28 protein-coding genes are annotated in these 23,490 nt (G+C 41.2%); 14 read left to right on the forward strand and 14 right to left on the reverse strand.

Features of this window, described 5'->3' with window-relative positions:
• Positions 1-3 precede the first annotated feature (3 nt).
• The 11 genes from C3007_RS06230 to C3007_RS06280 all read left to right on the forward strand — a co-directional run bounded on the left by C3007_RS06230 (position 4) and on the right by C3007_RS06280 (position 9,166).
• On the forward strand, positions 4-279 hold the full coding sequence (locus C3007_RS06230) for a PTS sugar transporter subunit IIB (protein ID WP_103853628.1): 276 nt from the start codon (positions 4-6) through the stop codon (positions 277-279).
• Positions 280-406: 127 nt separating this feature from the next.
• On the forward strand, positions 407-1,024 hold the full coding sequence (gene mobA / locus C3007_RS06235) for a molybdenum cofactor guanylyltransferase MobA (RefSeq protein ID WP_103853629.1): 618 nt from the start codon (positions 407-409) through the stop codon (positions 1,022-1,024).
• Positions 1,025-1,106: 82 nt separating this feature from the next.
• A complete protein-coding gene (locus C3007_RS06240) occupies positions 1,107-1,631 on the forward strand; it encodes a hypothetical protein (RefSeq protein WP_103853630.1) in 525 nt (174 codons plus the stop codon).
• Positions 1,632-1,830: 199 nt separating this feature from the next.
• Entirely contained in the window at positions 1,831-3,363 is a 1,533-nt protein-coding gene (fruB, locus tag C3007_RS06245; RefSeq protein ID WP_103853631.1) for a fused PTS fructose transporter subunit IIA/HPr protein, read from the forward strand.
• Positions 3,364-3,386: 23 nt separating this feature from the next.
• Positions 3,387-4,328, forward strand: coding sequence for a 1-phosphofructokinase (fruK, locus tag C3007_RS06250; protein ID WP_103853632.1), 942 nt, complete (start codon positions 3,387-3,389; stop codon positions 4,326-4,328).
• 4 nt (positions 4,329-4,332) lie between these two features.
• Positions 4,333-6,021: a fructose-specific PTS transporter subunit EIIC gene (locus C3007_RS06255; protein ID WP_103853633.1), complete on the forward strand. Its 1,689-nt coding sequence runs from the start codon at positions 4,333-4,335 to the stop codon at positions 6,019-6,021.
• Positions 6,022-6,150: 129 nt separating this feature from the next.
• Positions 6,151-6,399, forward strand: a complete 249-nt coding sequence (locus C3007_RS06260; RefSeq protein WP_103853634.1) for an FAD assembly factor SdhE — start codon at positions 6,151-6,153, stop codon at positions 6,397-6,399.
• A gap of 101 nt (positions 6,400-6,500) precedes the next feature.
• Positions 6,501-7,076: an RNA polymerase sigma factor RpoE gene (rpoE, locus tag C3007_RS06265; protein ID WP_103853635.1), complete on the forward strand. Its 576-nt coding sequence runs from the start codon at positions 6,501-6,503 to the stop codon at positions 7,074-7,076.
• 46 nt (positions 7,077-7,122) lie between these two features.
• Positions 7,123-7,698, forward strand: a complete 576-nt coding sequence (locus C3007_RS06270; protein WP_103853636.1) for a sigma-E factor negative regulatory protein — start codon at positions 7,123-7,125, stop codon at positions 7,696-7,698.
• Between the two features lie 73 nt (positions 7,699-7,771).
• Positions 7,772-8,731, forward strand: a complete 960-nt coding sequence (rseB, locus tag C3007_RS06275) for a sigma-E factor regulatory protein RseB (protein ID WP_103853637.1) — start codon at positions 7,772-7,774, stop codon at positions 8,729-8,731.
• On the forward strand, positions 8,732-9,166 hold the full coding sequence (locus C3007_RS06280) for a SoxR reducing system RseC family protein (protein WP_103853638.1): 435 nt from the start codon (positions 8,732-8,734) through the stop codon (positions 9,164-9,166).
• A gap of 135 nt (positions 9,167-9,301) precedes the next feature.
• Here C3007_RS06280 and pgtP read toward each other — a convergent pair whose 3' ends face one another.
• Positions 9,302-10,627 (reverse strand): phosphoglycerate transporter protein PgtP, encoded by a 1,326-nt coding sequence (pgtP, locus tag C3007_RS06285; protein WP_103853639.1) that lies wholly within the window; start codon positions 10,625-10,627, stop codon positions 9,302-9,304.
• Between the two features lie 128 nt (positions 10,628-10,755).
• Here pgtP and mobB point away from each other — a divergent pair, with 128 nt between their 5' ends.
• From mobB to pdxH, 3 genes are read left to right on the forward strand one after another with little or no spacing between them, the layout of a single operon-like run.
• On the forward strand, positions 10,756-11,256 hold the full coding sequence (mobB, locus tag C3007_RS06290; protein WP_103853640.1) for a molybdopterin-guanine dinucleotide biosynthesis protein MobB: 501 nt from the start codon (positions 10,756-10,758) through the stop codon (positions 11,254-11,256).
• Between the two features lie 27 nt (positions 11,257-11,283).
• Complete coding sequence (locus C3007_RS06295; protein WP_103853724.1) at positions 11,284-12,678, forward strand: DHA2 family efflux MFS transporter permease subunit; 1,395 nt, start codon at positions 11,284-11,286, stop codon at positions 12,676-12,678.
• Positions 12,679-12,687: 9 nt separating this feature from the next.
• Positions 12,688-13,323 carry a pyridoxamine 5'-phosphate oxidase gene (gene pdxH, locus C3007_RS06300; RefSeq protein WP_103853641.1) on the forward strand — a complete coding sequence of 212 codons (636 nt, stop codon included), beginning with the start codon at positions 12,688-12,690 and terminating at the stop codon, positions 13,321-13,323.
• Here pdxH and C3007_RS06305 read toward each other — a convergent pair.
• The 13 genes from C3007_RS06305 to C3007_RS06370 form a co-directional block, all read right to left on the reverse strand.
• The gene (locus C3007_RS06305) at positions 13,320-13,964 is read right to left on the reverse strand and encodes a hypothetical protein (RefSeq protein WP_103853642.1); all 645 of its coding nucleotides are present in this window, start codon (positions 13,962-13,964) and stop codon (positions 13,320-13,322) included. The two genes, pdxH and C3007_RS06305, sit on opposite strands and share 4 nt — an antisense overlap.
• 5 nt (positions 13,965-13,969) lie before the next feature.
• Positions 13,970-15,028 (reverse strand): beta-ketoacyl synthase N-terminal-like domain-containing protein, encoded by a 1,059-nt coding sequence (locus tag C3007_RS06310; protein WP_103853643.1) that lies wholly within the window; start codon positions 15,026-15,028, stop codon positions 13,970-13,972.
• A 2-nt stretch (positions 15,029-15,030) separates the two neighbouring features.
• Positions 15,031-15,315, reverse strand: coding sequence for an acyl carrier protein (locus tag C3007_RS06315; protein ID WP_103853644.1), 285 nt, complete (start codon positions 15,313-15,315; stop codon positions 15,031-15,033).
• Positions 15,315-16,559 carry an ABC transporter permease gene (locus C3007_RS06320; RefSeq protein ID WP_103853645.1) on the reverse strand — a complete coding sequence of 415 codons (1,245 nt, stop codon included), beginning with the start codon at positions 16,557-16,559 and terminating at the stop codon, positions 15,315-15,317. The genes C3007_RS06315 and C3007_RS06320 overlap by 1 nt, the downstream gene beginning before the upstream one ends.
• Complete coding sequence (locus C3007_RS06325; protein ID WP_103853646.1) at positions 16,559-17,275, reverse strand: ABC transporter ATP-binding protein; 717 nt, start codon at positions 17,273-17,275, stop codon at positions 16,559-16,561. The genes C3007_RS06320 and C3007_RS06325 overlap by 1 nt, the downstream gene beginning before the upstream one ends.
• A 4-nt stretch (positions 17,276-17,279) precedes the next feature.
• A complete protein-coding gene (locus C3007_RS06330) occupies positions 17,280-18,383 on the reverse strand; it encodes a Shedu anti-phage system protein SduA domain-containing protein (RefSeq protein ID WP_103853647.1) in 1,104 nt (367 codons plus the stop codon).
• A 35-nt stretch (positions 18,384-18,418) separates the two neighbouring features.
• Positions 18,419-19,420, reverse strand: a complete 1,002-nt coding sequence (darH, locus tag C3007_RS06335; RefSeq protein ID WP_103853648.1) for a BtrH-related acyltransferase DarH — start codon at positions 19,418-19,420, stop codon at positions 18,419-18,421.
• A gap of 233 nt (positions 19,421-19,653) precedes the next feature.
• A complete protein-coding gene (locus C3007_RS06345; RefSeq protein ID WP_103853649.1) occupies positions 19,654-20,091 on the reverse strand; it encodes a hypothetical protein in 438 nt (145 codons plus the stop codon).
• Entirely contained in the window at positions 20,078-20,638 is a 561-nt protein-coding gene (locus tag C3007_RS06350; protein WP_103853650.1) for a DUF4747 family protein, read from the reverse strand. The genes C3007_RS06345 and C3007_RS06350 overlap by 14 nt, the downstream gene beginning before the upstream one ends.
• Before the next feature lie 12 nt (positions 20,639-20,650).
• Positions 20,651-20,974, reverse strand: coding sequence for a hypothetical protein (locus C3007_RS06355; protein ID WP_103853651.1), 324 nt, complete (start codon positions 20,972-20,974; stop codon positions 20,651-20,653).
• Between the two features lie 25 nt (positions 20,975-20,999).
• Positions 21,000-21,392, reverse strand: coding sequence for a DarG family dialkylresorcinol biosynthesis protein (locus tag C3007_RS06360; RefSeq protein ID WP_103853652.1), 393 nt, complete (start codon positions 21,390-21,392; stop codon positions 21,000-21,002).
• The gene (locus C3007_RS06365; protein WP_103853653.1) at positions 21,379-22,542 is read right to left on the reverse strand and encodes a beta-ketoacyl-ACP synthase III; all 1,164 of its coding nucleotides are present in this window, start codon (positions 22,540-22,542) and stop codon (positions 21,379-21,381) included. The genes C3007_RS06360 and C3007_RS06365 overlap by 14 nt, the downstream gene beginning before the upstream one ends.
• A 2-nt stretch (positions 22,543-22,544) precedes the next feature.
• A complete protein-coding gene (locus C3007_RS06370; protein ID WP_103853654.1) occupies positions 22,545-23,471 on the reverse strand; it encodes a hypothetical protein in 927 nt (308 codons plus the stop codon).
• Between the last annotated feature and the right edge of the window lie 19 nt (positions 23,472-23,490).

Below are 23,490 nucleotides of genomic sequence, written 5' to 3' on the forward strand. Positions count from 1 at the left end.
GTTATGTTTTTTTCTAAAAAAGAGAGTGAAACAATTTCTCCCTACTTAAAAGAGCAAGCTAAAAATTTATTAGATGCTGTAGGAGGAAAAGAAAATTTAACCGGTATCAATGCTTGTATCACCAGGCTACGTCTTGATATCGCAGACTTTTCTAAAGTGAATCATCAAAAATTAGTTGATTTAGGTTCTAAAGGTAATGTTAGAGTTGGAGAAAACCAGTTACAAATTATCTTAGGAAAAAGTGCGGATAAGATAGCACAGATAATGAAAACACTATAATTAGCCTATTACTACATCATAAAAGTGCGGTAGAAAAACATACAATTTTTCCACCGCACTTTTTTATTTGCGGATTTATCAAGTAGAATGAGGCCATTTGATAGGCTAAAAAGCAAAGCGAGGGCAGATGAAAATCAGTGCAGTGATTCTTGCTGGTGGTCGGGCAAGGCGTATGGGTGGGGTGGATAAAGGGTTGCAGCTTTTCCGTGGGCAGCCGTTGGTGTGGCATTGTTATCAGCGCTTGAAAGATCAGGTGGCGCAGGTGTCGGTGAATGCCAATCGCAACCAAGCGTGCTATGCGCAGCTTGGTTTGCCTGTGTTTGCCGATGAATTGGCAGATTTCCAAGGGCCGTTGAGTGGCATTTTAACGGGGCTAAAATTGGCAGAGCGTGATTTTGTGCTGTTTGTGCCTTGTGATTGCCCTTTTTTACCGTTGAACTTATTGGAAAAATTACAGCAGCCCATTTTGCAATCTTTGCAACATCATCAAAGCAATAGCCAAAGTGCGGGGGAAAATTCGTCAGTTTTACTCACTTATGCCACCGATGGTGAGCGTGAACACCCGACATTTTGTTTGGTTTCCACCTTATTGGCGGAAAAGCTCGCTGCTTATTTACACAGCGGTGAGCGGCGAATGTTGCAGTTTATGCGAGAAAATGGCGCGATTGCGGTAGATTTTCGCGATCAGAAAGAGGCGTTCCAAAATTTTAATACGCTGGCGGATTTAGAAAGCGAAATGCGGTGAAAAAATCACGGAAATTTGGCTTTTTATTCAAATTATAATCAGTATAATAAGAAAAATCTGATTAACAAAAAACGGATAAGTTATGTTCAAAATTATTTCAATTTCAGTGTTAAGTGCCTTTTTAGTGGCGTGTTCTTCTTTGACTTCTTATGTGCCGTTTATGGACAACGAGAAAAAAGTGATCGATTTAGATAAAGAGAAAATCGATAAAAAATCCTATGCCTCTGCGTATGCGGCAACGGTGCAAACCTATTCAGGGCGTGTAAATGAAGATTATGATGTGAATTCTTTTGCTAGTGGCGCGAATGATTGGTATCTCAACCGCATTTTAGTGCCGATTGAAGAAGTGAAAGCAAAATTATACCAAGGCGGAGGCGTGGATAGCCAAGTTTATGCTTATTATAGTGGTGTGGTGTTTGCTTCTGAATTACAGAATAATTTCAATCGCTTAAGTGCAAATTGTTGGTCGCAAATCAGCCAGCCAAGTGCAACGCAAGGGATTTATGATGCAATGCGAGATCTACAAAAAGGGCAACCGCGTTCCTTAGATGAGGGCTATATCGCGGAAGGCAGCGATCAAGTATTGAAAGTCTGTACAGGAAAATAATGTGTAAGGTTACTGATGTTTAATCAGTAACCTTTTCTTTTTTTATTGAAGCTGAAAGGTTTTTGCTTAACGTTCAGCAAGTGTTTTAATAAAGCGTTAAGCAAATCATCAGTAAAACGTATCGCCAAATTGGTTTTGCGAAGAAGTGAGCTAGTATCACAACGCCATTTGGTATTCAAACCAATATTCTGGAGGGAAAATGCTTAACTTATCAGAAAAAAATATTCACTTATCGGCACAAGCCGAAAATAAACAGCAAGCCATTGAATTGGTGGCGCAAGCGCTTGAGCAAGCGGGCAATGTGGAGGCAGGATATTTAGCAGGAATGTTAGCGCGCGAAACGCAAACGTCCACCTTTTTAGGCAACGGCATTGCCATTCCGCACGGCACATTGGAAACACGTCCAATGGTAAAAGAAACGGGCGTGCAAGTGTTTCAATTTCCGCAAGGGATTGAGTGGGGCGATGGCAACAAAGCCTATGTGGTGATCGGGATCGCCGCACGTTCCGATGAACATCTCAGCCTGCTTCGCCAGCTTACACAAGTGCTTGGTGATGAAGAAAAAGCGGTGAAATTGGCGACATTACAAGAGGTAGAAAAATTCCGTGCCATTTTAATGGGCGAAGAAACGCTGGAAGTGAAAAGCGAAGATCTGAGCCTTGATGTGGATACTGAAAGTCTGCTTACTTTAATTGCGATTAATGCCGGCAAATTGCAAAACCAAGGCGCGGTGAATAATCAATTTGTGGCAGAGGTGATTGCCTCGCCAGCATTGCCACTGGGCGGTGGTTTATGGCTTACCGATTCGGTGCAAGGCAACGAGAAAAATGCCCTTACGTTCAGCCGTGCAAAACAAGTATTCCAGCATAATCATAAAGCTGTGAAAGGCGTGCTAACGGTGGCTTGTGTGAATGGGCAAATTGATGAGCTACTCGCGCGCTTGCTAGAAAATTCCGTGCAGCAAGCCTTATTAAATGGAAATTCTCAGCAAATTTTGACAGCACTTAATGGTGGCGAAGTGAGCGTTGAAAGCCCAGCGCCTGCCAATACCAGTAGCGAAAATGCAGGCACGGTTATCGGCACATTTACCGTGCGTAATGAACACGGCTTGCACGCGCGCCCTTCAGCGGTGTTAGTGAATGAAGTGAAAAAATTCGCCTCGAAAATTACGGTGGAAAATCTCACTCGTGGCGGTGAAGCCATCAGCGCGAAAAGCCTGATGAAAATCGTGGCATTGGGCGCAACTCTTGGACATCGTTTACGTTTTAGTGCCGTGGGTGAAGATGCCAAACAAGCCATTGAAGCCATTGGTAAAGCCCTCGCAGACGGCTTGGGGGAAGAAGTGTCCTCTTTATCGCCGAAAGATCCAGATCACATTGAAGTGATTGGCGAAAGCAGCGCAGCTAGCGAAAAAACTGCAGAAAAAACCACCGCACTTGATAATCAAGATCCAAGCGAAAGTGTTGAAGCGGTATTTGTGGTGCGTAACGAACACGGTTTGCACGCACGTCCTGCCGCGGTGTTAGTTAATGAAGTGAAGAAATATAACGCTTCAGTGGCGGTGCAAAATGTGGATCGCGATAGTCAATTAGTGAGCGCTAAAAGTTTGATGAAAGTGGTGGCGCTTGGCGTGGTGAAAGGGCATCGTTTACGTTTCGTTGCAACCGGTGAAGAAGCACAAAAAGCCCTTGATGGCATAGGTGCGGCGATTGAAGCTGGCTTAGGTGAGTAGGATTAGGTGAGTAGGAGTTGATAATGGCAAAAGTGGCAACCATCACGTTAAATACCGCCTATGATTTAGTGGGACGGTTAAAACGTATTGAGCTGGGTGAAGTGAATATGGTGGAAACCTTGGGCTTATTCCCTGCGGGCAAAGGCATCAACGTAGCAAAAGTGTTGAAAGATTTAGGCGTTGATGTAGCGGTGAGTGGTTTCCTTGGTCGTGATAATCAAGGGGACTTCAACACAATGTTTGCGGAGCTTGGCTTAGAAGATCGCTTTCAGCGTGTGGCGGGCAAAACCCGCATAAACGTGAAAATCACCGAAACAGAGGCCGATGTTACGGATCTCAATTTCCTAGGCTATGAAATTTCACCACAAGATTGGCAAGATTTTGTGCAGCAATCTTTGTTGTTATGCAAAGATTTTGACATTGTTGCAGTGTGTGGCAGCTTGCCACGCGGTGTCAGTCCAACAGATTTCGCTGATTGGCTCAAACAGCTACAACAAGCAGGCGTAAAAGTGGTGTTAGATAGCAGCAATGCAGCGCTTAGCGCGGGGTTATCCGCCAATCCTTGGCTAGTGAAACCCAATCATCGTGAGCTTGAGGCTTGGGTGGGACATTCCTTACCAACCCTAGAAGACATCATCACTGCCGCTGAAAAATTGCGCGCACAAGGCATTGCTAATGTGATTATTTCAATGGGCGCGGACGGTTCTCTGTGGTTAAGCGAACAAGGCGTAATTCAAGCGAAGCCACCAAAATGTGAACAAGTGGTTAGCACAGTGGGCGCGGGTGATTCAATGGTGGCAGGGCTAATTTATGGCCTAAGCAAATCGCTTTCACAGCAAGAAACCTTGGCGTTTGCCAGTGCGGTGTCTGCCTTTGCGGTATCGCAAAGTAATGTGGGCGTAAATGATCCTGCTTTATTAACACCAATCTTAGAAAAAGTAGAAATTTCAGTGATTAAAGGGTAGAACAATGAAGATTTTTTTGACAAACACACAACAATTAGGCAACGCCAAAGCCTTTTTGATTAAACAAGTGCTGGCTGCGGCAGCAAAACAGCAAGGCGATGAAGTGGTGGCAGAAGCTAACCAAGCGGATTTAATAATCGCCTTAGGCAGTACGCCAAATAACAGCGCATTACAGGGCAAAAAACTGTTTTTGGCAGAGGTGGAAAACGCCTTTAATGCGCCAGAGGCGACCTTAAAACAAGCACAGGCGGAAGCGGTGGAATATCAGCAAGCGGAAAATAAAAGTGCGGTGCAAAATGCGCCAGATTTTTCTAATCAAACGAAAAATATTGTGGCAGTTACCGCTTGTCCAACAGGCGTAGCGCATACTTTTATGTCTGCGGAAGCCATTGCGGAATATGCTAAAAAACAAGGCTGGAATGTGAAAGTGGAAACCCGTGGACAAGTGGGATCGAGCAATATCATTTCCCCTGAAGATGTGGCGAATGCGGATCTTGTCTTTATTGCTGCTGATATTGATGTGGATTTAAGCAAGTTTGAAGGCAAGCCGATGTATCGCACCTCCACAGGGCTTGCGCTGAAGAAAACGGCACAAGAATTTGAAAAAGCCTTTAAAGAAGCGAAAATTTACACAGGGGCAAATGCAGCTAAGGTACAAGCCAGCGAAGAAAGCACTGGGGAGCGTAAAGGGTTGTATAAACACCTGATGACAGGGGTTTCCCATATGTTGCCATTGGTGGTAGCAGGGGGCTTGCTGATCGCCATTTCCTTTATGTTTGATATCGAAGCCTTTAAAGATCCAAATATTGCAGGTGGTTTACCAAAAGCCTTGATGGATATTGGTGGCGGTGCAGCATTCCACTTAATGATTGCCGTGTTCGCAGGTTATGTGGCGTTTTCTATCGCTGATCGTCCCGGATTAGCTGTGGGTCTAATTGGCGGTATGCTCGCTACCACCGCAGGTGCAGGGATTTTAGGCGGGATTATTGCCGGTTTGCTTGCAGGTTATGTGGTGAAATTCTTAAACCAAGCCATTCAATTACCAGCGAGTTTAAGCTCATTAAAACCGATTTTAATTTTGCCATTGCTCGGTTCTGCGATTGTCGGCTTGGTGATGATTTATCTGATCAATCCACCAGTAAAAGGCTTAATGGACGCATTGGTGGAATGGCTCAACACAATGGGGCAAAGCAATGCATTATTATTAGGCGCGGTGCTTGGTGCGATGATGTGTGTGGATATGGGTGGCCCAGTAAACAAAGCGGCTTATACTTTCGGCACAGGCTTGATCGCTTCTGGCGTTTACACCCCAATGGCTGCGGTAATGGCAGCGGGTATGGTGCCACCGATTGGAATGGCAATTGCTACATTATTAGCACGCAAAAAATTTACCGCCAATCAACGTGATGCAGGTAAAGCCTCTTTCGTATTAGGTTTATGCTTTATTTCTGAAGGTGCATTGCCATTTGTGGCGGCTGATCCTGTGCGCGTAATTGTATCAAGCATTATTGGTGGTGCAGTGGCTGGCGCGATTTCTTTAGGCTTATCCATCGGCTTACAAGCACCACACGGTGGTTTATTCGTGATTCCATTTGTAACTCAGCCATTAATGTATTTAGCGGCTATTGCTATTGGTGCGGCGCTAACAGGCGTGATTTATGCAGTTATTAAGCCAAAACTTACGGAAAAATAACCGCACTTTATTATTAGCAAAACCCGACTTAGATGTCGGGTTTTTTGTGTTTTCTCTCTGAAATTATTCGAACAAGGAAAAGCAAATTCCGCTATAATCCCCCATTATTCAGTTCAACAGGGAACAGAAATGGAAAAATATAATAAATTTCGCCTTGAATGGGATTGTCGGCGTGGAATGTTGGAGTTAGATAAAGTGATTATGCCTTTCTTTCAGCAACATTTTGATGAGCTAGATGAGCAACAAAAAGCCACGTTTGTGCGTTTATTAGCGGCAACGGATTTACAGTTATTTTCGTGGTTTTTTAACCGAAAACCTGCGCCAGATCTTGAATTACAGCAAATGGTTTCCTATATACAAGAAAAATTATCGAGCTAATTTGATAAAAAGATTGAACTTTTACGATTTTCACCCCTCTAAGAGAACACGAGCTTGCTGTCTTGTGTATCAAGGCTTGTTAGAGGTGTATAAGAGGTTATATGACTGAACAGCTAACAGATCAGGCTTTGGTAGAAAGGGTACAGCAGGGAGATAAGAAAGCATTCAATTTGTTGGTATCGCGTTATCAAAATAAGGTGGCAGGGTTATTAACCCGTTATGTTTCACCGAATGATATTCCCGATGTTGTACAAGAATCATTCATTAAAGCATATCGCTCTATTGAATCATTCCGCGGTGACAGTGCTTTCTACACTTGGCTATATCGTATCGCCGTGAACACGGCAAAGAATTATTTAACCGCACAGGGGCGCCGCCCGCCGAATGAAGATATTCTGGCAGATGAGGCAGAATCCTATGATGTGGGAACAAATTTGCGGGACGTAGATACGCCCGAAAATCAGATGTTATCTGGTGAATTGAAGAAGATCATTTTTGATACCATTCATAGTATGCAAGAAGACTTAAAAACCGCCATCACCTTGCGTGAGTTAGAGGGCTTAAGTTACGAAGAGATTGCCGATATTATGAATTGCCCAGTAGGAACGGTGCGTTCACGCATATTCCGAGCAAGGGAAATTATCGAAAATAAAATTCAACCCTTTCTTCAAGGCTAACGCAACGTTTACTATTTATTAAAAGAAAACAAACCCGGAGTTTATGATGCAAAAAGAGCAACTTTCCGCTTACATTGATGGCGAACAAATCAGCGAGGCAATGACAGAAAAACTTTGCCAAAATGCTGATTTACAAAAATCCTGGGCAAATTTTCATACTATTCGTGCAGTAATGCGTCAGGAAAGTGAAGTATTATTGGGTGCGGATTTCACTGCAAAAATGGCAGATTTAATCGAGCAAGAAGAAATTGTGGTGGCACAACCGATGGTTTCTCAACCAATGCCAGAAGAAACTGCGCAATCGCCATTTATGCAAAAACTGAAAGCGTGGTTTATGCCGATGACTCAATTTGCCGTGGCTGCGGGCGTGTGCTTAGTTGCGGTAATGGGCGTACAAAGTTTTATGGCACACAATGGCAAAGAAAACCAAGACGCGCCTGTATTGCAAACCTTGCCATTTAACAATTCCGTGCAAGAAGTGAGCTATAATGCGCCAACCCAATCGGTGATTACGCCTGAGCAAATCGAGCAAAAAAATAAACGCATTGATTCGATGCTACAAAGCTACGAATTGCAAAAACGCATTTATGCGGATAGATTAAATTTGCAAAATCAGAAATAACAATGAATGAAGTTTAGGTTATTCACCACCATTTTTGGTGGTGAATTTGTTTGTATCCTATGTGTGAATAACGATGTTAAAAACGGTCAAAAAAATCACCGCACTTTCCTTAGTGCTATTTTCTGCAAATCCCTTATGGGCGGCAGAACCTGATGCAGTCCAGCCACGCCAATTGCTAGACGAAATGCAACAGGCAGGCTCTCATCTGAACTATGAAATTGCTTTCGTGCAAACCACGCCGAATATGGCTTCACTACGTTATAGCCATATTTATCATAATGGCAAAACCTACGCCCAGCTGCTCACCCTTGACGGAATGCCGCAACAAATTGTGCAACGTGATAATGTGGTGAGTTATTTCCAACCGAATTATTCTCCGTTCTCGATTAACGCTAATCATATTGTGGACAGCTTGCCTGCGATTATGTGGAGCAATCTTGATGCGTTGAAACAAAATTATGATTTCACCTATATTGGACGCAACCGCGTGGCAGATCGCGTGGTACAAACCATTCGCATTTTGCCGAAAGATGATTTTCGCTATCAATATGTGGTCTTTATTGACGAACAAAGCCATTTGTTATTACGCAGTGATGTGTTAGATCGAGAAAATAACCTGTTAGAACAATTCCGCGTGGTAAATTTATATCAAAGCGAACAATTTGATGATTTACTCAATGCCATTAATCATATGGGTTTTCCTGCGCTGATTAATGACAAAACCACTTTCCAGCCAAGCAAGGAAGCCTTTAACTGGCAGCCAAGCTGGTTACCAAACGGTTTTAAGCTGATTAATCGCAGTGTGGAAACCAATGGCGAAGAACGCATTGAAGCGCAGCTTTACAGCGATGGATTGTTTTCCTTCACCCTTTACCGCTCAAGCTCAATTTTGCCAAATGAAGAAAAAAACGGCTGGTGGAATGGCACCAGAACCTTTTATAGCGAAACCTTTGGCGATAACGAATTCACCCTTGTAGGGCAGCTACCGATTTCTACCGCAAAACGCATCGTGCAAGATATTAAGGTGAAGTAAATGCTGAAAGAAAGTGCGGTAGTTATTTCCTATCAATCTGGCATTGCGCAAGTGAAATGCCAATCGCAAAGTGCCTGTGGGAGCTGCGCGGCAAAGTCTGCCTGTGGCTCAGCGGCTCTGGCGGAACTGAACGGCACAGGCACGGCACATTTTTTTGCAGTGGAAACCATCACCCCTGTCAAAGCAGGGCAAATTATCGAAATCGGTTTAATGGAACGCTCACTGATTTTGTCTAGTTTGTTGGTGTATTTTTTCCCGTTACTCACCTTATTGCTTTCCACGCTGATCGCTGATCAGGTTTTCCAAACCGAACTTTGGCAAGGCATTTTTATCGTTTTTTGCACCGCACTTGCTTTTGTGATCGTCCATTTTGTATCGAAATCTTGGCAGAAAAGAGAAAGTTATCGCCCGATTTTTTTGCGGGTGATTAATTAAAGTTTTGGTAGAAAAAACAAGGTCGGTAAGAGGGTATCTTAAAAAAATAGCAAAATTTTTGACCGCACTTTGTTTTTAGACGAAATAAAAACGCCTTATATTTTGTGATATAAGGCGTTTTTTATAGCGGAATAATTAACGTTCTACTTTTCTAAACAAGGTGAAAGAGATAAAAATAAAGGCAAGGATACTTGAGGCGATGAGTATATAGAAACCGCCGTCCCAGCCAAAATTATCAACCACTGCACCTAACACGGTTCCCGCACTTGCTGATCCTAACAAATAACCGAACAAGCCTGTTAATCCAGTTGCTGTACCAGTGGCTACACGTGGCACAAGATCAGCGGCTTGTAAACCAATCATCATTACAGGCCCATAAATGAGGAAGCCGATTGCGATTAAGCAGATGTTATCCACCATTGGGTTACCTGCAGGATTTTTCCAATAAACGAAAATTGCAATTAATACCCCTGTAAGGAACATTAACATTGGTGGCGCACGGTGTCCTTTGAACACTTTATCACTCAAATATCCACTTGCGAGCATTCCAAAAATTCCTGCGTATTCATAAAGGAAATATGCCCAGCTTTGTTTATCAAAAGTAAAATGTTTAACTTCTTTCAGATAGGTTGGCGCCCAGTCAATAATACCGTAACGAATGAAGTAAACGAATACGTTCGCAATCGTAATCGCCCATAAGAATTTATTGTTGATAATATATTTAAAGAAGATTTCTTTACCTGTTAAAGTATGGGCAGATTCAATTTGTTGCACTTTACCTTCTTTGTATTCTTCAATTGGCGGTAAGCCTTGCGATTCAGGCGTATCACGCATTAAGAAGAACATTAAAATACTGAGTAAAATGGCTATTGTCGCTGGAAGATAGAATAACGCTTGCCACGCACCAAAAAGATATAAGCCTAAAATAGCCAGTGGGCCAATTAATCCGCCACCAAGGTTGTGGGAAACGTTCCACCAACTCCACCAGCTTCCCCGTTCGGAAGTAGAGAACCAGTTGGTCATTGTTTTTGCACCCGGCGGATAGCCCATACCTTGGAACCAACCGTTTAAGGCACTAAGCACGATCATTGCTGAAAGTGAAGAAAGCACGCCCGGCACTAAACCAAAAATCATACTTACCATTGCTGAGGCAACCAAACCAATGGTAATGAAATATTTTGGATTACTGCGATCTGATACATTTCCCATAATAAATTTACTAAAACCGTAGGCGATGGCTAGAGCAAAGGATACAGTACCAAGCTGTGCTTTTGTGTAACCATATTCTTCAATTAAATGTGGAATGGCGAGAGAAAAATTCTTGCGAATTAAGTAATAAGCTGCATAACCAATAAATACACCAAAGAAAACTTGCCAGCGTAATCGGCGATAATCCCGATCAATCGTGGCTTTATCTGTGATACGCGGGGCAGGTGGTGAGGCTTTTAAAAATCCAAACATAAGATCCTCCTATTTTGTAAAATTGAGAGTATTATTAGGTATTTGAATAAATTAATCTGTGATATTCTTCACAAAAAGATCATTGTTAAATTTAATTGCTGAATTAACTTTCAAATAGAGGACATAAAATGCGCCCAATGCTTGGCATTACAGGATATAGCGGCACTGGCAAAACCACTTTGCTGGAAAAACTTTTACCTCAGCTTGCTGATTTAGGCTTGCGCGTGGCGGTGATTAAGCATAGTCACCATAACGCGCAGGTGGATAAAGAGGGCAAGGATAGCTGGCGAATGAAAGAAGCAGGCGCGAGCCAAGTGGTAATGGCTTGTGATAACCGTTGGGCATTGATGACGGAAACCGCGCAGCCCGTGAGTTTAGACTATTTGGCAGCACAATTTGATCCGCAGCTGACGGATTTGATTTTGGTGGAAGGCTTCAAACACGAACCTATTGCAAAGATTTTATTGCATCGCAAAACAATGGAGAAAGCCTTGCCTGAGCTTGATGAAAAAGTGATTGCGCTCGCCACAGATTACCCTTTAGGCTGCGCCGTGCCACATTTGGATATTAATCAGGTTGAGCAAATTGCCGCATTTATTTTTCATTGGTATCAACAACAAATGAAATAAAGTGCGGTGCAAAATCGCAAAATTTTTATGACAGAAACGAAAAATTATACAGGCTTGGCGTGGATTGCTGCCGTTGCCTTTTTTATGCAAACCTTAGACGCGACCATTTTGAATACGGCGTTGCCGACTATTTCGCGCAGTCTAAATGAATCGCCGCTGAATATGCAGTTGGCGATCATTAGCTATGCTTTGACGGTGGCGTTGTTTATTCCGTTAAGCGGTTGGGCGGCGGATAAATTTGGTACGCGTAAGGTTTTTCGTGCTGCCATTGGCGTTTTTGTGCTGGGATCGGTGGCGTGCGCCTTATCACAATCCCTCGCACACTTAATTTTTGCTCGGATTTTACAAGGGCTTGGTGGCGCGTTAATGATGCCTGTTGCGCGCCTTGCGATAATCCGTAGCGTGCCGAAAAATCAGCTGTTAAATGCGTGGAATATTATGGCGATGGCAGGCCTTATTGGACCAATTCTTGGGCCTGTGTTGGGCGGCTTAATCGTAACTTATATGACCTGGCATTGGATTTTCTTAATTAATATTCCCATTGGTCTGGCAGGGATTTTCCTTGCAGGCGTTTATATGCCAAATATGAAAGGGCAGGTTAGCCGTTTAGATAAATGGGGTTTTGTGCTGTTTGCGGGCGGGCTTGTGGGCTTGACCTTGGGGCTGGATCTGGTGGCTGAGCATTTCACCGCAACTTGGATTGCGTTAGTGGTGCTAGCGGTAGGAATGGCATTTCTGGCTTGCTATTATCTTTATGCCAAACGCGTTCACAATCCGCTAATGCCCCTTTCTTTGTTTCATATTCGCACTTTTCGTTTAGGCTTTATTGCTAATTTATTTATTCGCCTGTGTGGCTCGGGCGTACCGTTTTTGCTACCGCTAATGCTCCAAGTGGTATTTCATTACAGCGCAGAAGTGGCAGGCTGGCTAATGGTGCCAATTGCCGTGAGTTCAATGGCGTTCAAGCCGCTGATTCGAGGCATTCTTTCTCGTTTTGGTTATAAGAAAACGCTGATCAGCACCGCCATTGTGATGACTTTCGTGATTGCTGCAATGAGCTTACTACAACGACACACGCCAATTTGGCAAATGGTGCTGATTTTATTGGCATACGGCGGTTGTATGTCGGTCAGTTTCACCGCGATCAACACCTTAACCGTCGGCGATTTATCCGACAACAACGCCAGCGCGGGTTCAACAATGCTGAGCGTGATTCAGCAAGTAGGAATTGGTATTGGTATTGCGGTTTCTTCGGTGATTTTAGGTTTATACCGCAACGCCCTTGGAGAAAGTGTTGAACAGCTACAACAAGCTTTTAGCTATACATTCCTCACCTCTAGCCTGTTTGGCTTAATCCTCGTTTTGATTTTGACAAGACTTCAGCAAAACGATGGGGAAAATTTACAAATAAAGAAAAATTAAGGAGGCGTGATGAATTTACAAGATATTCGCCAAGAATATAGCCAACAGAATTTATCGAAAGCCCATTGCCCTGATGAGCCAATGACGTTGTTTGAACAATGGCTGCAAGAAGCAATACAAGCACAGGTAAATGAACCCACTGCAATGAATTTAGCAACAGTGGAAAAAAATGGCAAACCAAGCAGCAGAATGGTGTTATTAAAGCAAACCACCGAACAAGGTTTTATTTTCTTTACTAACTACCTCAGCCGTAAAGGGCAAGCGCTCACTCATCAGCCCTTTGCCGCCCTTACCTTCTTCTGGCCAGAATTAGAGCGCCAAATCCGTATTGAAGGAGCAGTTGAACAACTTCCTACCTGCGATTCTGATGCATATTTTGCCAGCCGCCCCTATCAAAGCCAACTTGGCGCTTGGGCGAGCGAACAAAGTGCAGTGCTTTCAAGTAAAGCTGTTTTACTGAGTAAAGCCGTAATGTTTGCGATTAAATATCCGCTTACTGTGCCGCGTCCACCTCATTGGGGCGGCTATATTCTATTACCAGAAATGGTCGAGTTTTGGCAAGGTCGCCCAAGCCGTTTACACGATAGGATTCGCTATTTACGCACTGATGAACAGCACTGGCAAAAAGATCGCCTATCGCCTTAATCTGATAAATTTCCTATATCTAACCCAAATTGCAAATAATGCTCAGCAGGGAGTTGCGCAGATATGGAGGAAAAAGAAAGTGCGGTAGAAAAATTTGGCAAATTTTGCACCGCACTTGTTGTTAGCGTATTTTCTTCTGCGGCATTGCTGAGCAACCACCAGCAGCTTCCTTCCCATTCTGTATCAGTGGGCGATTCAAATCCCCAGCCTAGCAATACTTGCTCCGTTGTGCCGTTTTTCAATTCTGTTTGCGCCAGTTGTAATGGCTGTGCGTTATCTTCTGGTGAAGTGATCAAGAAAATACTATTCCCTGTAGTTTGCAACAGCTGTGCAAGCTGAAAAACTGTTGCGTTATTGAGATTTGCCATAAAATCCAACGGACTAGGCAAATCTTGTTCCATTAACTGGTGGAATAATTTGTTGAATTTACTTGGTGAATTAAAGGGGGAAGCCAAGTAAATGGCTGTGTTTGGCGTAATATAGGGCTTTAGCGGTAATGCACCAAGCAAGCAGAGTTGAGTAAATTTGCTTAAACGGCGAGCGTCCACACCAAAGGCTTTAAGCTGTTGTCGTAGTTCTGCCTCACTCTGCCCTTGTGTGATAAATTGGCTTTGGTGCTGGAGATAAATATTTGATTTCATTTTAATTACACTTTCCCTTGCCAGTGAAGAATCCAAGCGATATTGCCGCCACCAAAACCTAAAAAGTAATTCAAATAATAGCCAGTGGGAAGCGGTTTCACTTGCTTTTCTATTACACCTTGTGGCGTGATGAACAGACAATCTGCGTTCTCTTGTTGTAATTGTTGCCAAAGCCACGCGGTTTCCATTGCCCCACTTGCGCCTAAACTATGTCCAAGGTAAGGCTTTGCTAACAAGCAAGGAATAGTCGAAAATTGCTGTTGTAAAAATGCCATTTCCATTTCATCGCTGTTTCCACCCACAGCGTGAACTTTAATGCCAGCCAGTTGGTGAGCTTGCAATCCTGCCTTATGCAAACAATTTCCGATCAGTTGAGCAAATGCGTCTGCGGAGCTATTGGTGAGATTATGGTGATCCGTAATGGTGGTGATGGCAGAAATTTCTAGCTTTTTCTCTGGATTTGGTTGATTTTCCAATGCCACACAAGCGATGCCTTCCCCTAAAATAATACCGTTACTTTGTACAAAAGGCTGATAGGGCAAATCTGCTGCCAGCAAGTGCATTGCGTTGAAATGTTCAAAGGTTAAACGGTTAAACATTTCAAATCCAATCACCAATGCGCGCTCACATTGTCCTTGTGCAATCATTTGATAGGCATAGCCCATTGCCTGTGCAGATGAAGTGCAAGACGTGGCAAAGCTGAAAACCTGTGTTTGATAGCGTGCTTTTAGTCGTTCCGCGATCACCACTAGGCTGTATTCTTGCGGTAAAGGTTGATTGTTTTGCCAACGAAATTCGCAATCACTCATTAAATACGCCGTTGAGCCTAAAAGAATGGGGGTATTGTGCAATCTATCAGCTCGCCAACCCCACTGTATTAATAGGTTGTCAATATGCTGTTCTAAATAAGTGCAGAGCTGATCGAAATTCAGCAACGGTTGCTCAAAAGCGCGAAAATAGGGCAAATCCTGCGTTTGCCCAAGCATTGAAGATTGTTGCCAAGGATTGAGTTTGGCAGTTTGTGCATTTTGCTGGCTGACTGCGGTGATATAAACTTTTTGCATAGTTAAGAATATTGGTTACGAATAAAGCTCGCTAAATCACGAATATTCATCATATGCTTACGCACCATTCGATCGCCATTTAATCTCACTTTAAAATGGGCTTGCAGTGCCACCGCAATTTGTAGCGCATCTAAAGAATCTAACTGGATACGGCTTTGTTCACCAAATAACGGCTCATCATCGCTAATTGTGCTGGGATCGATGTCCATTTTATCGCTTTCTTGCACGATCAAGTTTTTCAATTGTTGTTCTAACTCAGGTTGGCTGAGAGTAAAAATGTAGCTCATTAAAATCTCGCTTGTGTTTTGAGTTGATGGGCGTAAACCAGCACAGCAATCAATAGCATTGCTGCACCAAACCCCGTTAAAAGCCAAAGTTCAGGCTGAATTTGCATTAATGTAGCCTGATTTAATAATAGCTGCTGAAATGCCGTTAATGCCCACCCCATTGGTGAAAATTGGGCGATTTTTTGCATAATCTCAGGCATTACATAAGTTGGCACCATAATGCCACCAATGGCCGCCATAATGATAATGCCACCACCACCTAGCACCACGGCTTGTTCTGTGGTGCGTGCAATCACACTAATGAATAAGCCGTAACCTAACGCAGAAAGACTTACCGCAGCTGACAGCACCGCATAATGCCACCACTCACCATTTAAGCTAAAAGCGGGCATAGCAAGCATTGGTAGCACCCAATAGCCTAGGGCGATCATTCCAATAAATTGGCATTGATTGATAAAAAAATACGGCACTAATTTTGCCAAAATCAGTTGCAAACTTGAGGCTCTTGCCAAACGCAGACGAGTGAGCGTGTTGGTTTGTCGCTCCATCGCCATTACGTTAGAAAGGGGGATCATAATAAAAAACATACCAAAAATTAACCACGCAGGCACGCTATGTTGTACCGCATTAGGCTGATTAACCGTTTCCCCTTGACGGTTAAGATAAATTTCCTGCCAACGCTCTTGTGCCAAATAGGTATTGATTTCATTGAATTTTTTATTCAACGCTTGATTAACTTCTTGCTGAATTTGTTTCATCGGATTGCGTTGATTATTTTTCAACACAATGTGATTATCTTTCGAATAACGCTCAAGCCGCTGCTGGCTATAATGTTTCTGCAAGATACCTTTCACCCCAAGCAACCACGCACGATCCACACTAGGGTTAAGCCAAAGTTGCAAAGGCTGTTCTTCTTTTAGGGCATTTTTATCTTGATTTGGATTAACCACAATCAAAGCAAATTTTTCTTGCTGCAAATCTTGCTGATAAGCCGCTAATTGCGCAATATCCCCTTGTTTTACGAGCAATTCCTCTTGTTGTAGTGCACTAAAAAATCCGTCATTGAGGGGATCATTTGGCGTGCCTAGTAGCAAAATTTCGCCACGATTACCTAATTCCTTTTCACTGCTTAACGCTGCGGACATAATCAACATAAATAAAATCGGCATAATAAATAATACTGCTACACCGTGCAGATCACGGCTTAATAGGCGTAATTCTTTAAACATCGCAGCAATTAGCATTATTTTCCCGCCTGTTGTAAAAAATCCAAATAAAAATGCTCAAGGCTCTGCCCTTCTGCAAGAATGCCTTTTATTTCACCTTGATAAATCAATTTTCCTTCATTTAATAAAACTAATTTATCGCATAATTGTTCGATTTCTTGCAGATAATGCGAGGTGTAAATCACCGTGATGCCTTGCTGAGTTAATTCCGCCACGGAATTTAAAATAAATTGGCGAGATTGGGGATCAATGCCAACCGTAATTTCATCTAAAAAAATGACTTTAGGGCGATTAATTAAACCAATGGCGAAATTTAAACGGCGTTTTAATCCGCCTGATAAATGCTTTGCCAATCTTGATTTATAAGAAGTTAGCCCCACTTTTTCCAATAATTCAGTGAGCCAGTTTTTATCGTTGATATGATAAAGTGCGGCGAAAAATTTTAAATTTTCCCATACCGTTAATAAAGGATAAAACGCAAAATCCTGTGGCACTAAAGAAATTTGATGACGCTGCTTTTTGCTTAACTTGTGAAACGGCACGCCTTCAAAATAAATCTGCCCCTGCTGCACCGCTTGCAACCCACAAAGCAAAGACATCAATGTTGTTTTCCCCGCGCCATTAGGACCAAGCAAACCGATGGCAGAGCCTTGTTTGATAAATAGCTCTACCTCTCGCAAAGCGGAAGATGTTGAATTAGTGTAAATGTGAGTAATGTTTTGAATTTTAATCATTATTCTAATCTCTTATTACCCGATTAAGCCAAGAATCCCACGAGTCTAATTCAATCGGAATTGCATGATCTCTTTCGAACTTGTGTCTTTCTCGACTTTCATCATAATCATTTTGACTTCTTCCCCCTATAATTACGGTTTTTAAGCAAATATCTTTATTTGGATCTACTAGCAATTTTCCTTTAGGGCTTAATAGATGATGAGGTGAATATTTATTATTTTCAATCTTTTCTCGTATAGAATGACACTCTTTTCGAAAGTTATCATAATCATGGTAAACGGATATATCTATTCGATCTCTAAGCTGTTTAGCTGCTTTATGAATATCACTGTGAAAGTCTTTATATCCAGTTGAATTAATAAGATTAAAATTAGCTCCTTTTATTTCTATAAAAATAACATCCATTCGCGATCTTCCTGCAAAAACAACAAAATCAATAAATCCGCTCCCTAAAGGGAATTCGGGTATAACAATATATTCATCCTCAATGTGAGAATACATTTCACCAAGTAATGATAAGTCTGAACGTAAAAAAGGTAATAAATCTTTTCTTTCTTTACCTCCATTTTCTATAATATTTTTTAATGCCGCCTTTGTTTTCTTTTTATTTTCAATATCAAGAAATCTACGAGTGTAATCAGGGTTTTTATGATATTTACTAAATGAGAAATTTTTGTGTTGGGAAATCAACTCTTGTGTTTTTTCAAAAATCTTTCTGTTTTTAAGGCTGTTAGTGATTAAATCATCTTTATAAGAAATTCCTATCATGTCAATTAATTTTTGCAATGATATTCTTTCCCATTCAGGGCTAGTAATATTATTTTCAAAAGTTACTGAATTAAAACTAAATGGAGTATAACTATAACTGTTATATTCTTCATAATGCTCAATAAATTTTGCTGATGAGTCAAGAATAAACCCTTCTTCATACAAGCCTCTTACGATATCCTCAATACAATTAGTTATTGACATTCCATCATTATTATCTAGCTCAGTGAGAATAACTATAACTCCATCCTTTGCGGAAAATATTCTTACTCTACAAAATCCATTATTCGCATTCTTAATATTACTTTGAAAATCAAAAATAAAGTCTGATATTTTCATTTAGCTCTCCTCCTTAGTATATTTATATTATAAAGCTATAAATTCGATAATATTAGTTGCTTCCATAAAAACTTTTCTTTCTCCGCAATTTCACAAAGAGATTTTGCTACATCAAGATATCCCCCTGTAGTCGGCTCGCGACACTGCCTCACACAAAGGCTGGCAAATTGTCGCCATTGATCACCGATTTCGGTCATTTGTTGTGAGGCTTGTTTGAATTTTGACTCTTGGCAGATCTCTGCCGCTTGCTCTAGGAAATAGGCATAAATATAACGAAAGCCTGCACCACCTGTGCCAATTTCTTCTTGCATTCGCACGATATGACCGAGAAATAATTTCTTGTATTTTTCACTTTGTTTGCTATGAGCAAATTTTTCAATTTGCTTTGCAAGAGAGCACATTCCACGCACGCCAACAAACCAAAGTGGTGCGAGCATTTGTTTGGCGTTTTTGCGAATGGCTTTGCGTAAAATTGTGGGTAAATCAAGTGCGGTCAAATTTGGCGAAGTTTTCCAATAATACATCAACCCTTTCGCTGCTAACGCCCCTTTGGCAAAACGCGCACGTTCTAAATCCTGTACAGAACAGCGTTGCACCTGCTCAAACACAGGATCGCTAATTAAATATTCGTTCTCCTGTTTGCCATAAACTAATAAGTTATGTGCATTAAAATGAAAACGCATTTCGGGCGGAAAATAAGGCAACCAAAACACCGAAGTTTGTAACCCCACCAGCTTTCCTTGCACCAAGGCGTTATCTAAAGCCTGTTGCCCTTGTTGCGCCGAACGAAAACGTTTTAACGCAAGTTTCCCTTTTAATATTTTTGACACTTTTTTAAGAATTGACCCCGGCGGCATTCGATAAGAAATTAACGGCATTCCGCCAATTTTAATTTGTGGAATATAAACAAAGGTCAATGCGGAAGCCAAGCCAAATACCATTGCTTCGTTGAAATCAACGCCTTGCGATTTGAGTAAAGTGGACATCACCCCACTTTCGCAATGGGCGGTGTGTTGGTGTTCAAAATCGTGATTCATTTTTTAATTTTTTTGAAAATTGAGTTGTTTCTTTTTGAACTGTCAATTAAAAGTTGACGGTTGAATTTTCATCAAATTCACTTTTATCAAAACGACTTTAATATACTTGCTGATATTCTGTTTAGTGGTTTGACAAAGCTGTGCAATTTCCAACTGATTGAGCCAAAGTTGAGAACCTAATTCTCCTCGGTTATCTAGATTATAATACGGTTTTCTTCCATATTTAGCAGTTTTTAATGAATATCAATCAGCGCTTTTGCCGTATCACGCAAGATGGTTATTGCGTAACAAAATACAGTTATAAATAAGATACTTATAATATGCTTAGCTAATTCTGTAGATTTAGTTAATCCTATACATACTAAATTATCTATCTTTGAAGAGCATATAGATAATATTAATGCAGCAGCTATTAAAACCACTTGCTCATTTATAGACTTCCAAATTTCTTTCTTAGAATTGGCAAAGCATTTCATACTAGGATCGTGCACTGACATCCTAGTTAAAATTATTGATAATACAGCTATATTAATAGCTAACAATGTTGTTAGGATGCTAATTAAATTAGCTTGAAAAAATACTCTCGTAAAATCTACGCCAATCAAATATTCAAATAAATAGAATGCTACCCCAAAGAAAAATGCAATACAAAATATTTTAAATATCTCCATTATTTTCACCTTCAATTATGGATAATATAGTTTTCTTTATATTTTCCGGAGGTCCAATTACCTCCATATAGTCACAACTAAAAAAAGATATTTTAGTATTTAAATCAGTTAGTCTTCTTGCGCCTTTACATTGTACTCTAATACTGCCGCCGCCTTGACGACTATATTCAACAAGATCATTAATAAGTTGATTATCTTTATCTATAATTAAACTTGTATTTTCAGCAGCGTTCAGCCTTAAATCTGTTCTTGCTGTATTGGATGTTTTTGCTAAGTTTTTTAAGTCATCATTTAATGTCTTCGAAATATTAGACATATTTGGGGTAATAAGATTAAACTCAAGTTTCTTTATCGATTTCCCCTGGATGAATTCCCAAAATACTTTTTTATCATATATAGGATTAATATGAACACTTAGGTTATTAATCTCTAAAATTTTATTTAATCTTTCACTTAATTTACTTATTGCATTTTGGGTTTTTGGAAATGCAGTTGTTCTTTTTTCTATTGCGATAATTTGCTCATCAGGCTGATTTAATACAATCACATAAACTTTAGGCTAGTTTTCTAGTTCTTGAGTTGTAAACTCATTTGTTTCCATTGTTATAGACTTAGGTCTAGCCATTAAGTAAATATAAACATCACTTTTATCTAATTCTGTCTTAGGATAAATTTTTTTGAACAGGATCTTCTTGAGTCCTTCTATTTCATCTAAATATGAATTACTACAAAGATTATTAAAAGCCTCTATAAAATATGCATTCTTATTTTCCAATAACTCGTCGATACTCTTTTCTGAGATATTAAATAGATCTAATTGTTTACGTTCAATTGGAATGATTTGATAGCGATATAACTCAAAATTATGAATTTCTCTAAGCATATACATTACCTCAGTAGATGAAATATTACTTAACTAATATAAAACATTCTATTTCAGCCCCAAACACCCTAGCATATTTCTCTAACTTCTTCTGAGAAAGTTTTTCCCAAATCTCTGGTCTAAAATGCCGTTTTATTTGCCATTGCCAAAAGCCGGTGGCTTGGGCGAGGGATTGTTCATCAAAACGGTATTTATACATTAAATAATATAGCACGGACTTTTCCCCTTTTTTAACCGCCTGCAATGCCTGTTCAGTCAGTTCATTTAAGGCATCAACGGCTTGGTGGGTAGCAAATTCTTCCGTTTGCCAGCCTGTGCTAGTGCTAGGCTGGTAATGCCCATTTTGCGTGGCATAGATGATCTTTTTTTGTCCGCGAAAAATGCGGCTATCATCTTGGGGAATTTCATTCAGCTCCATTCACGACCTCAAGCAGCATAAAACACGAAGAAAAACGACCGCTCTCTGGAATATAGCACAGCACTTTCTGCCCATTTTTGAGTGGGAAGGTGCGCATAAACTCTTCTAAAATAATGTAAATGGAAGCGGAGCCTGTGTTTCCTTTTTCGGCAAGGTTGGTAAACCATTTTTCTTGCGGAATATCAAACTGAATGCGCTGTAACCCTTCCGATAATTTGTTACGGAAAAAGCCTGAAGAATAGTGCGGTAGAAAATAATCAATTTTTTCAGCGCTGAGCTGATATTTGTCGATTAAACGCGATAAGGCTTTTTCCACCGTGTAACTAACGATATTTTCATTGAGCAATTTTACATCTTGTTTAATTGCCATTAGGCTGTATTTGTCGCGGTGTTCGTTATCCACCGCTTTCCAGCTAATAAACTTGCCATTGTCGATTTCTGCCCCTGCATACATACAAACAGGCATTTCATTGGCGTAGGAGATGAGATCAATCCAATGAATTTTAAAGCTAATGCCCGTTGGATTAGGACGATGGCTGAGTTGGGCTGCTCCGGCACCGTCTGAAAGCATCCAGCGTAAAAAATCTTTTTCAAAGCCAATTTCCGGTTTCGCATTATCCAGTTGTTTTTGATTTATTTCAGGGCGAAAATTTTCGCTACGCATCACCGCGGAAGCCGCTTCTGAAGCCACTGCGATGGCATTTTGATGTTCTCCTGTGCGAATGGCATTATAAGCGTGTTTCATCGCCGCCATTCCTGCCACGCAAACCCCTGCGGTGGTTAGTACTTCGCAAGCTGGCGCATTGGGAATTAAGCCGTGTACCATCACCCCTTGCCCCGGCATAATTTGATCAGGGTAAGAGGTGCCGCAGGCTAAACAGTCAAGCTGCTGTATATCAAAGCCCTGTTCCACTAATTTTTCAATGGCACAGACTGCAAGTTCTGTGCTGCTGTGCGTAGTTTGCCGTGTTCTCGGATCAAGGGCGTAATAGCGCGTGCGAATAGCATTAGAACGTAAAATTATATTACGGACACGGGAAGGCACATCGCCGACCATTCCCAACACGGCTTCCATTTGATCATTGCTAATGGGATCATTTGGCAAAAAACTTGCCACAGAATTAATATAAACCTCAGAAAGTTGCGACATCATTATTCTCCAGATGGTGCAGCAAAATAGCGTTTTTGGCGTTCAAGTTTTTCTTTTAATAAAGGTTTTAGTAAACGTTTAATTAGGGCGGAAATTGGCACAACGGTAATAATTAATAAGACTAAAAAAGCAATATAAACATACAGCACCGCTTGGCGTAAACGTGGCGAAATTTGACCGCACTTGAGTAATAATTTTCCCCACAAATAAAAGCTGCGGTGCCCCACTTTTTCACTCATCATCAGTTTCTCATCAATTTGCACCGCCCCCATATGTTGAAATAGCGGTTGATCGAGCGAGGCGTTTTCTGCTAACTTTTCTGCAAGTTCTCGACCAAATCGCTGCATATCGGTAATATTTTCTTCACTAATGCCCGCGCTAGGTAAGCATTCATAAGGACGCTTTTTACCTGTAAACAGCCATAATGGCGTGGTGATAAAACTTGCCCACGCATTAGATTGATCGGTTTTAACAATATTACCAACCAGCGTTGCTCCAGCTTGATTTAACAAGGCTTTGACTTTTTCTTGCGCCATTAACCACATATTACGACAGCCGATCAAGGTGATCACAGGTGTGTTGTGCAAGACTTGTTTGCCTTGCTCACTTTGTAAGAACGCAGTAATGGGTTGGGAGGGGGAAAGAAACCAAACGCTATAAGCGATAATCACTAAATCATAGTGAGCACGCTGTAATTGCGGTGGCTGAATTGGCGCAGGTTGCAAGTGAACACTTTCAGGAAAGGTATTAAAAAACGGGGTGAATTTCCACGGAAAGGCATAATCTTGCAGCGGCTTTACCTGATATTCTTCAATGGTGATTTCTTGTTGTGAACGTAGCGGTTGTAGAAAATTTTCTACTAAACGAGAAAGTTGCCCTGTTTGTGAATAAGAAACCACAAGGATATGTTTAGGTGAATGCGTGTCCATAAAGTTAAATGCTAAAAAA

The organism is Avibacterium gallinarum (assembly GCF_002921135.1).
Lineage (GTDB): Bacteria > Pseudomonadota > Gammaproteobacteria > Enterobacterales > Pasteurellaceae > Avibacterium > Avibacterium gallinarum.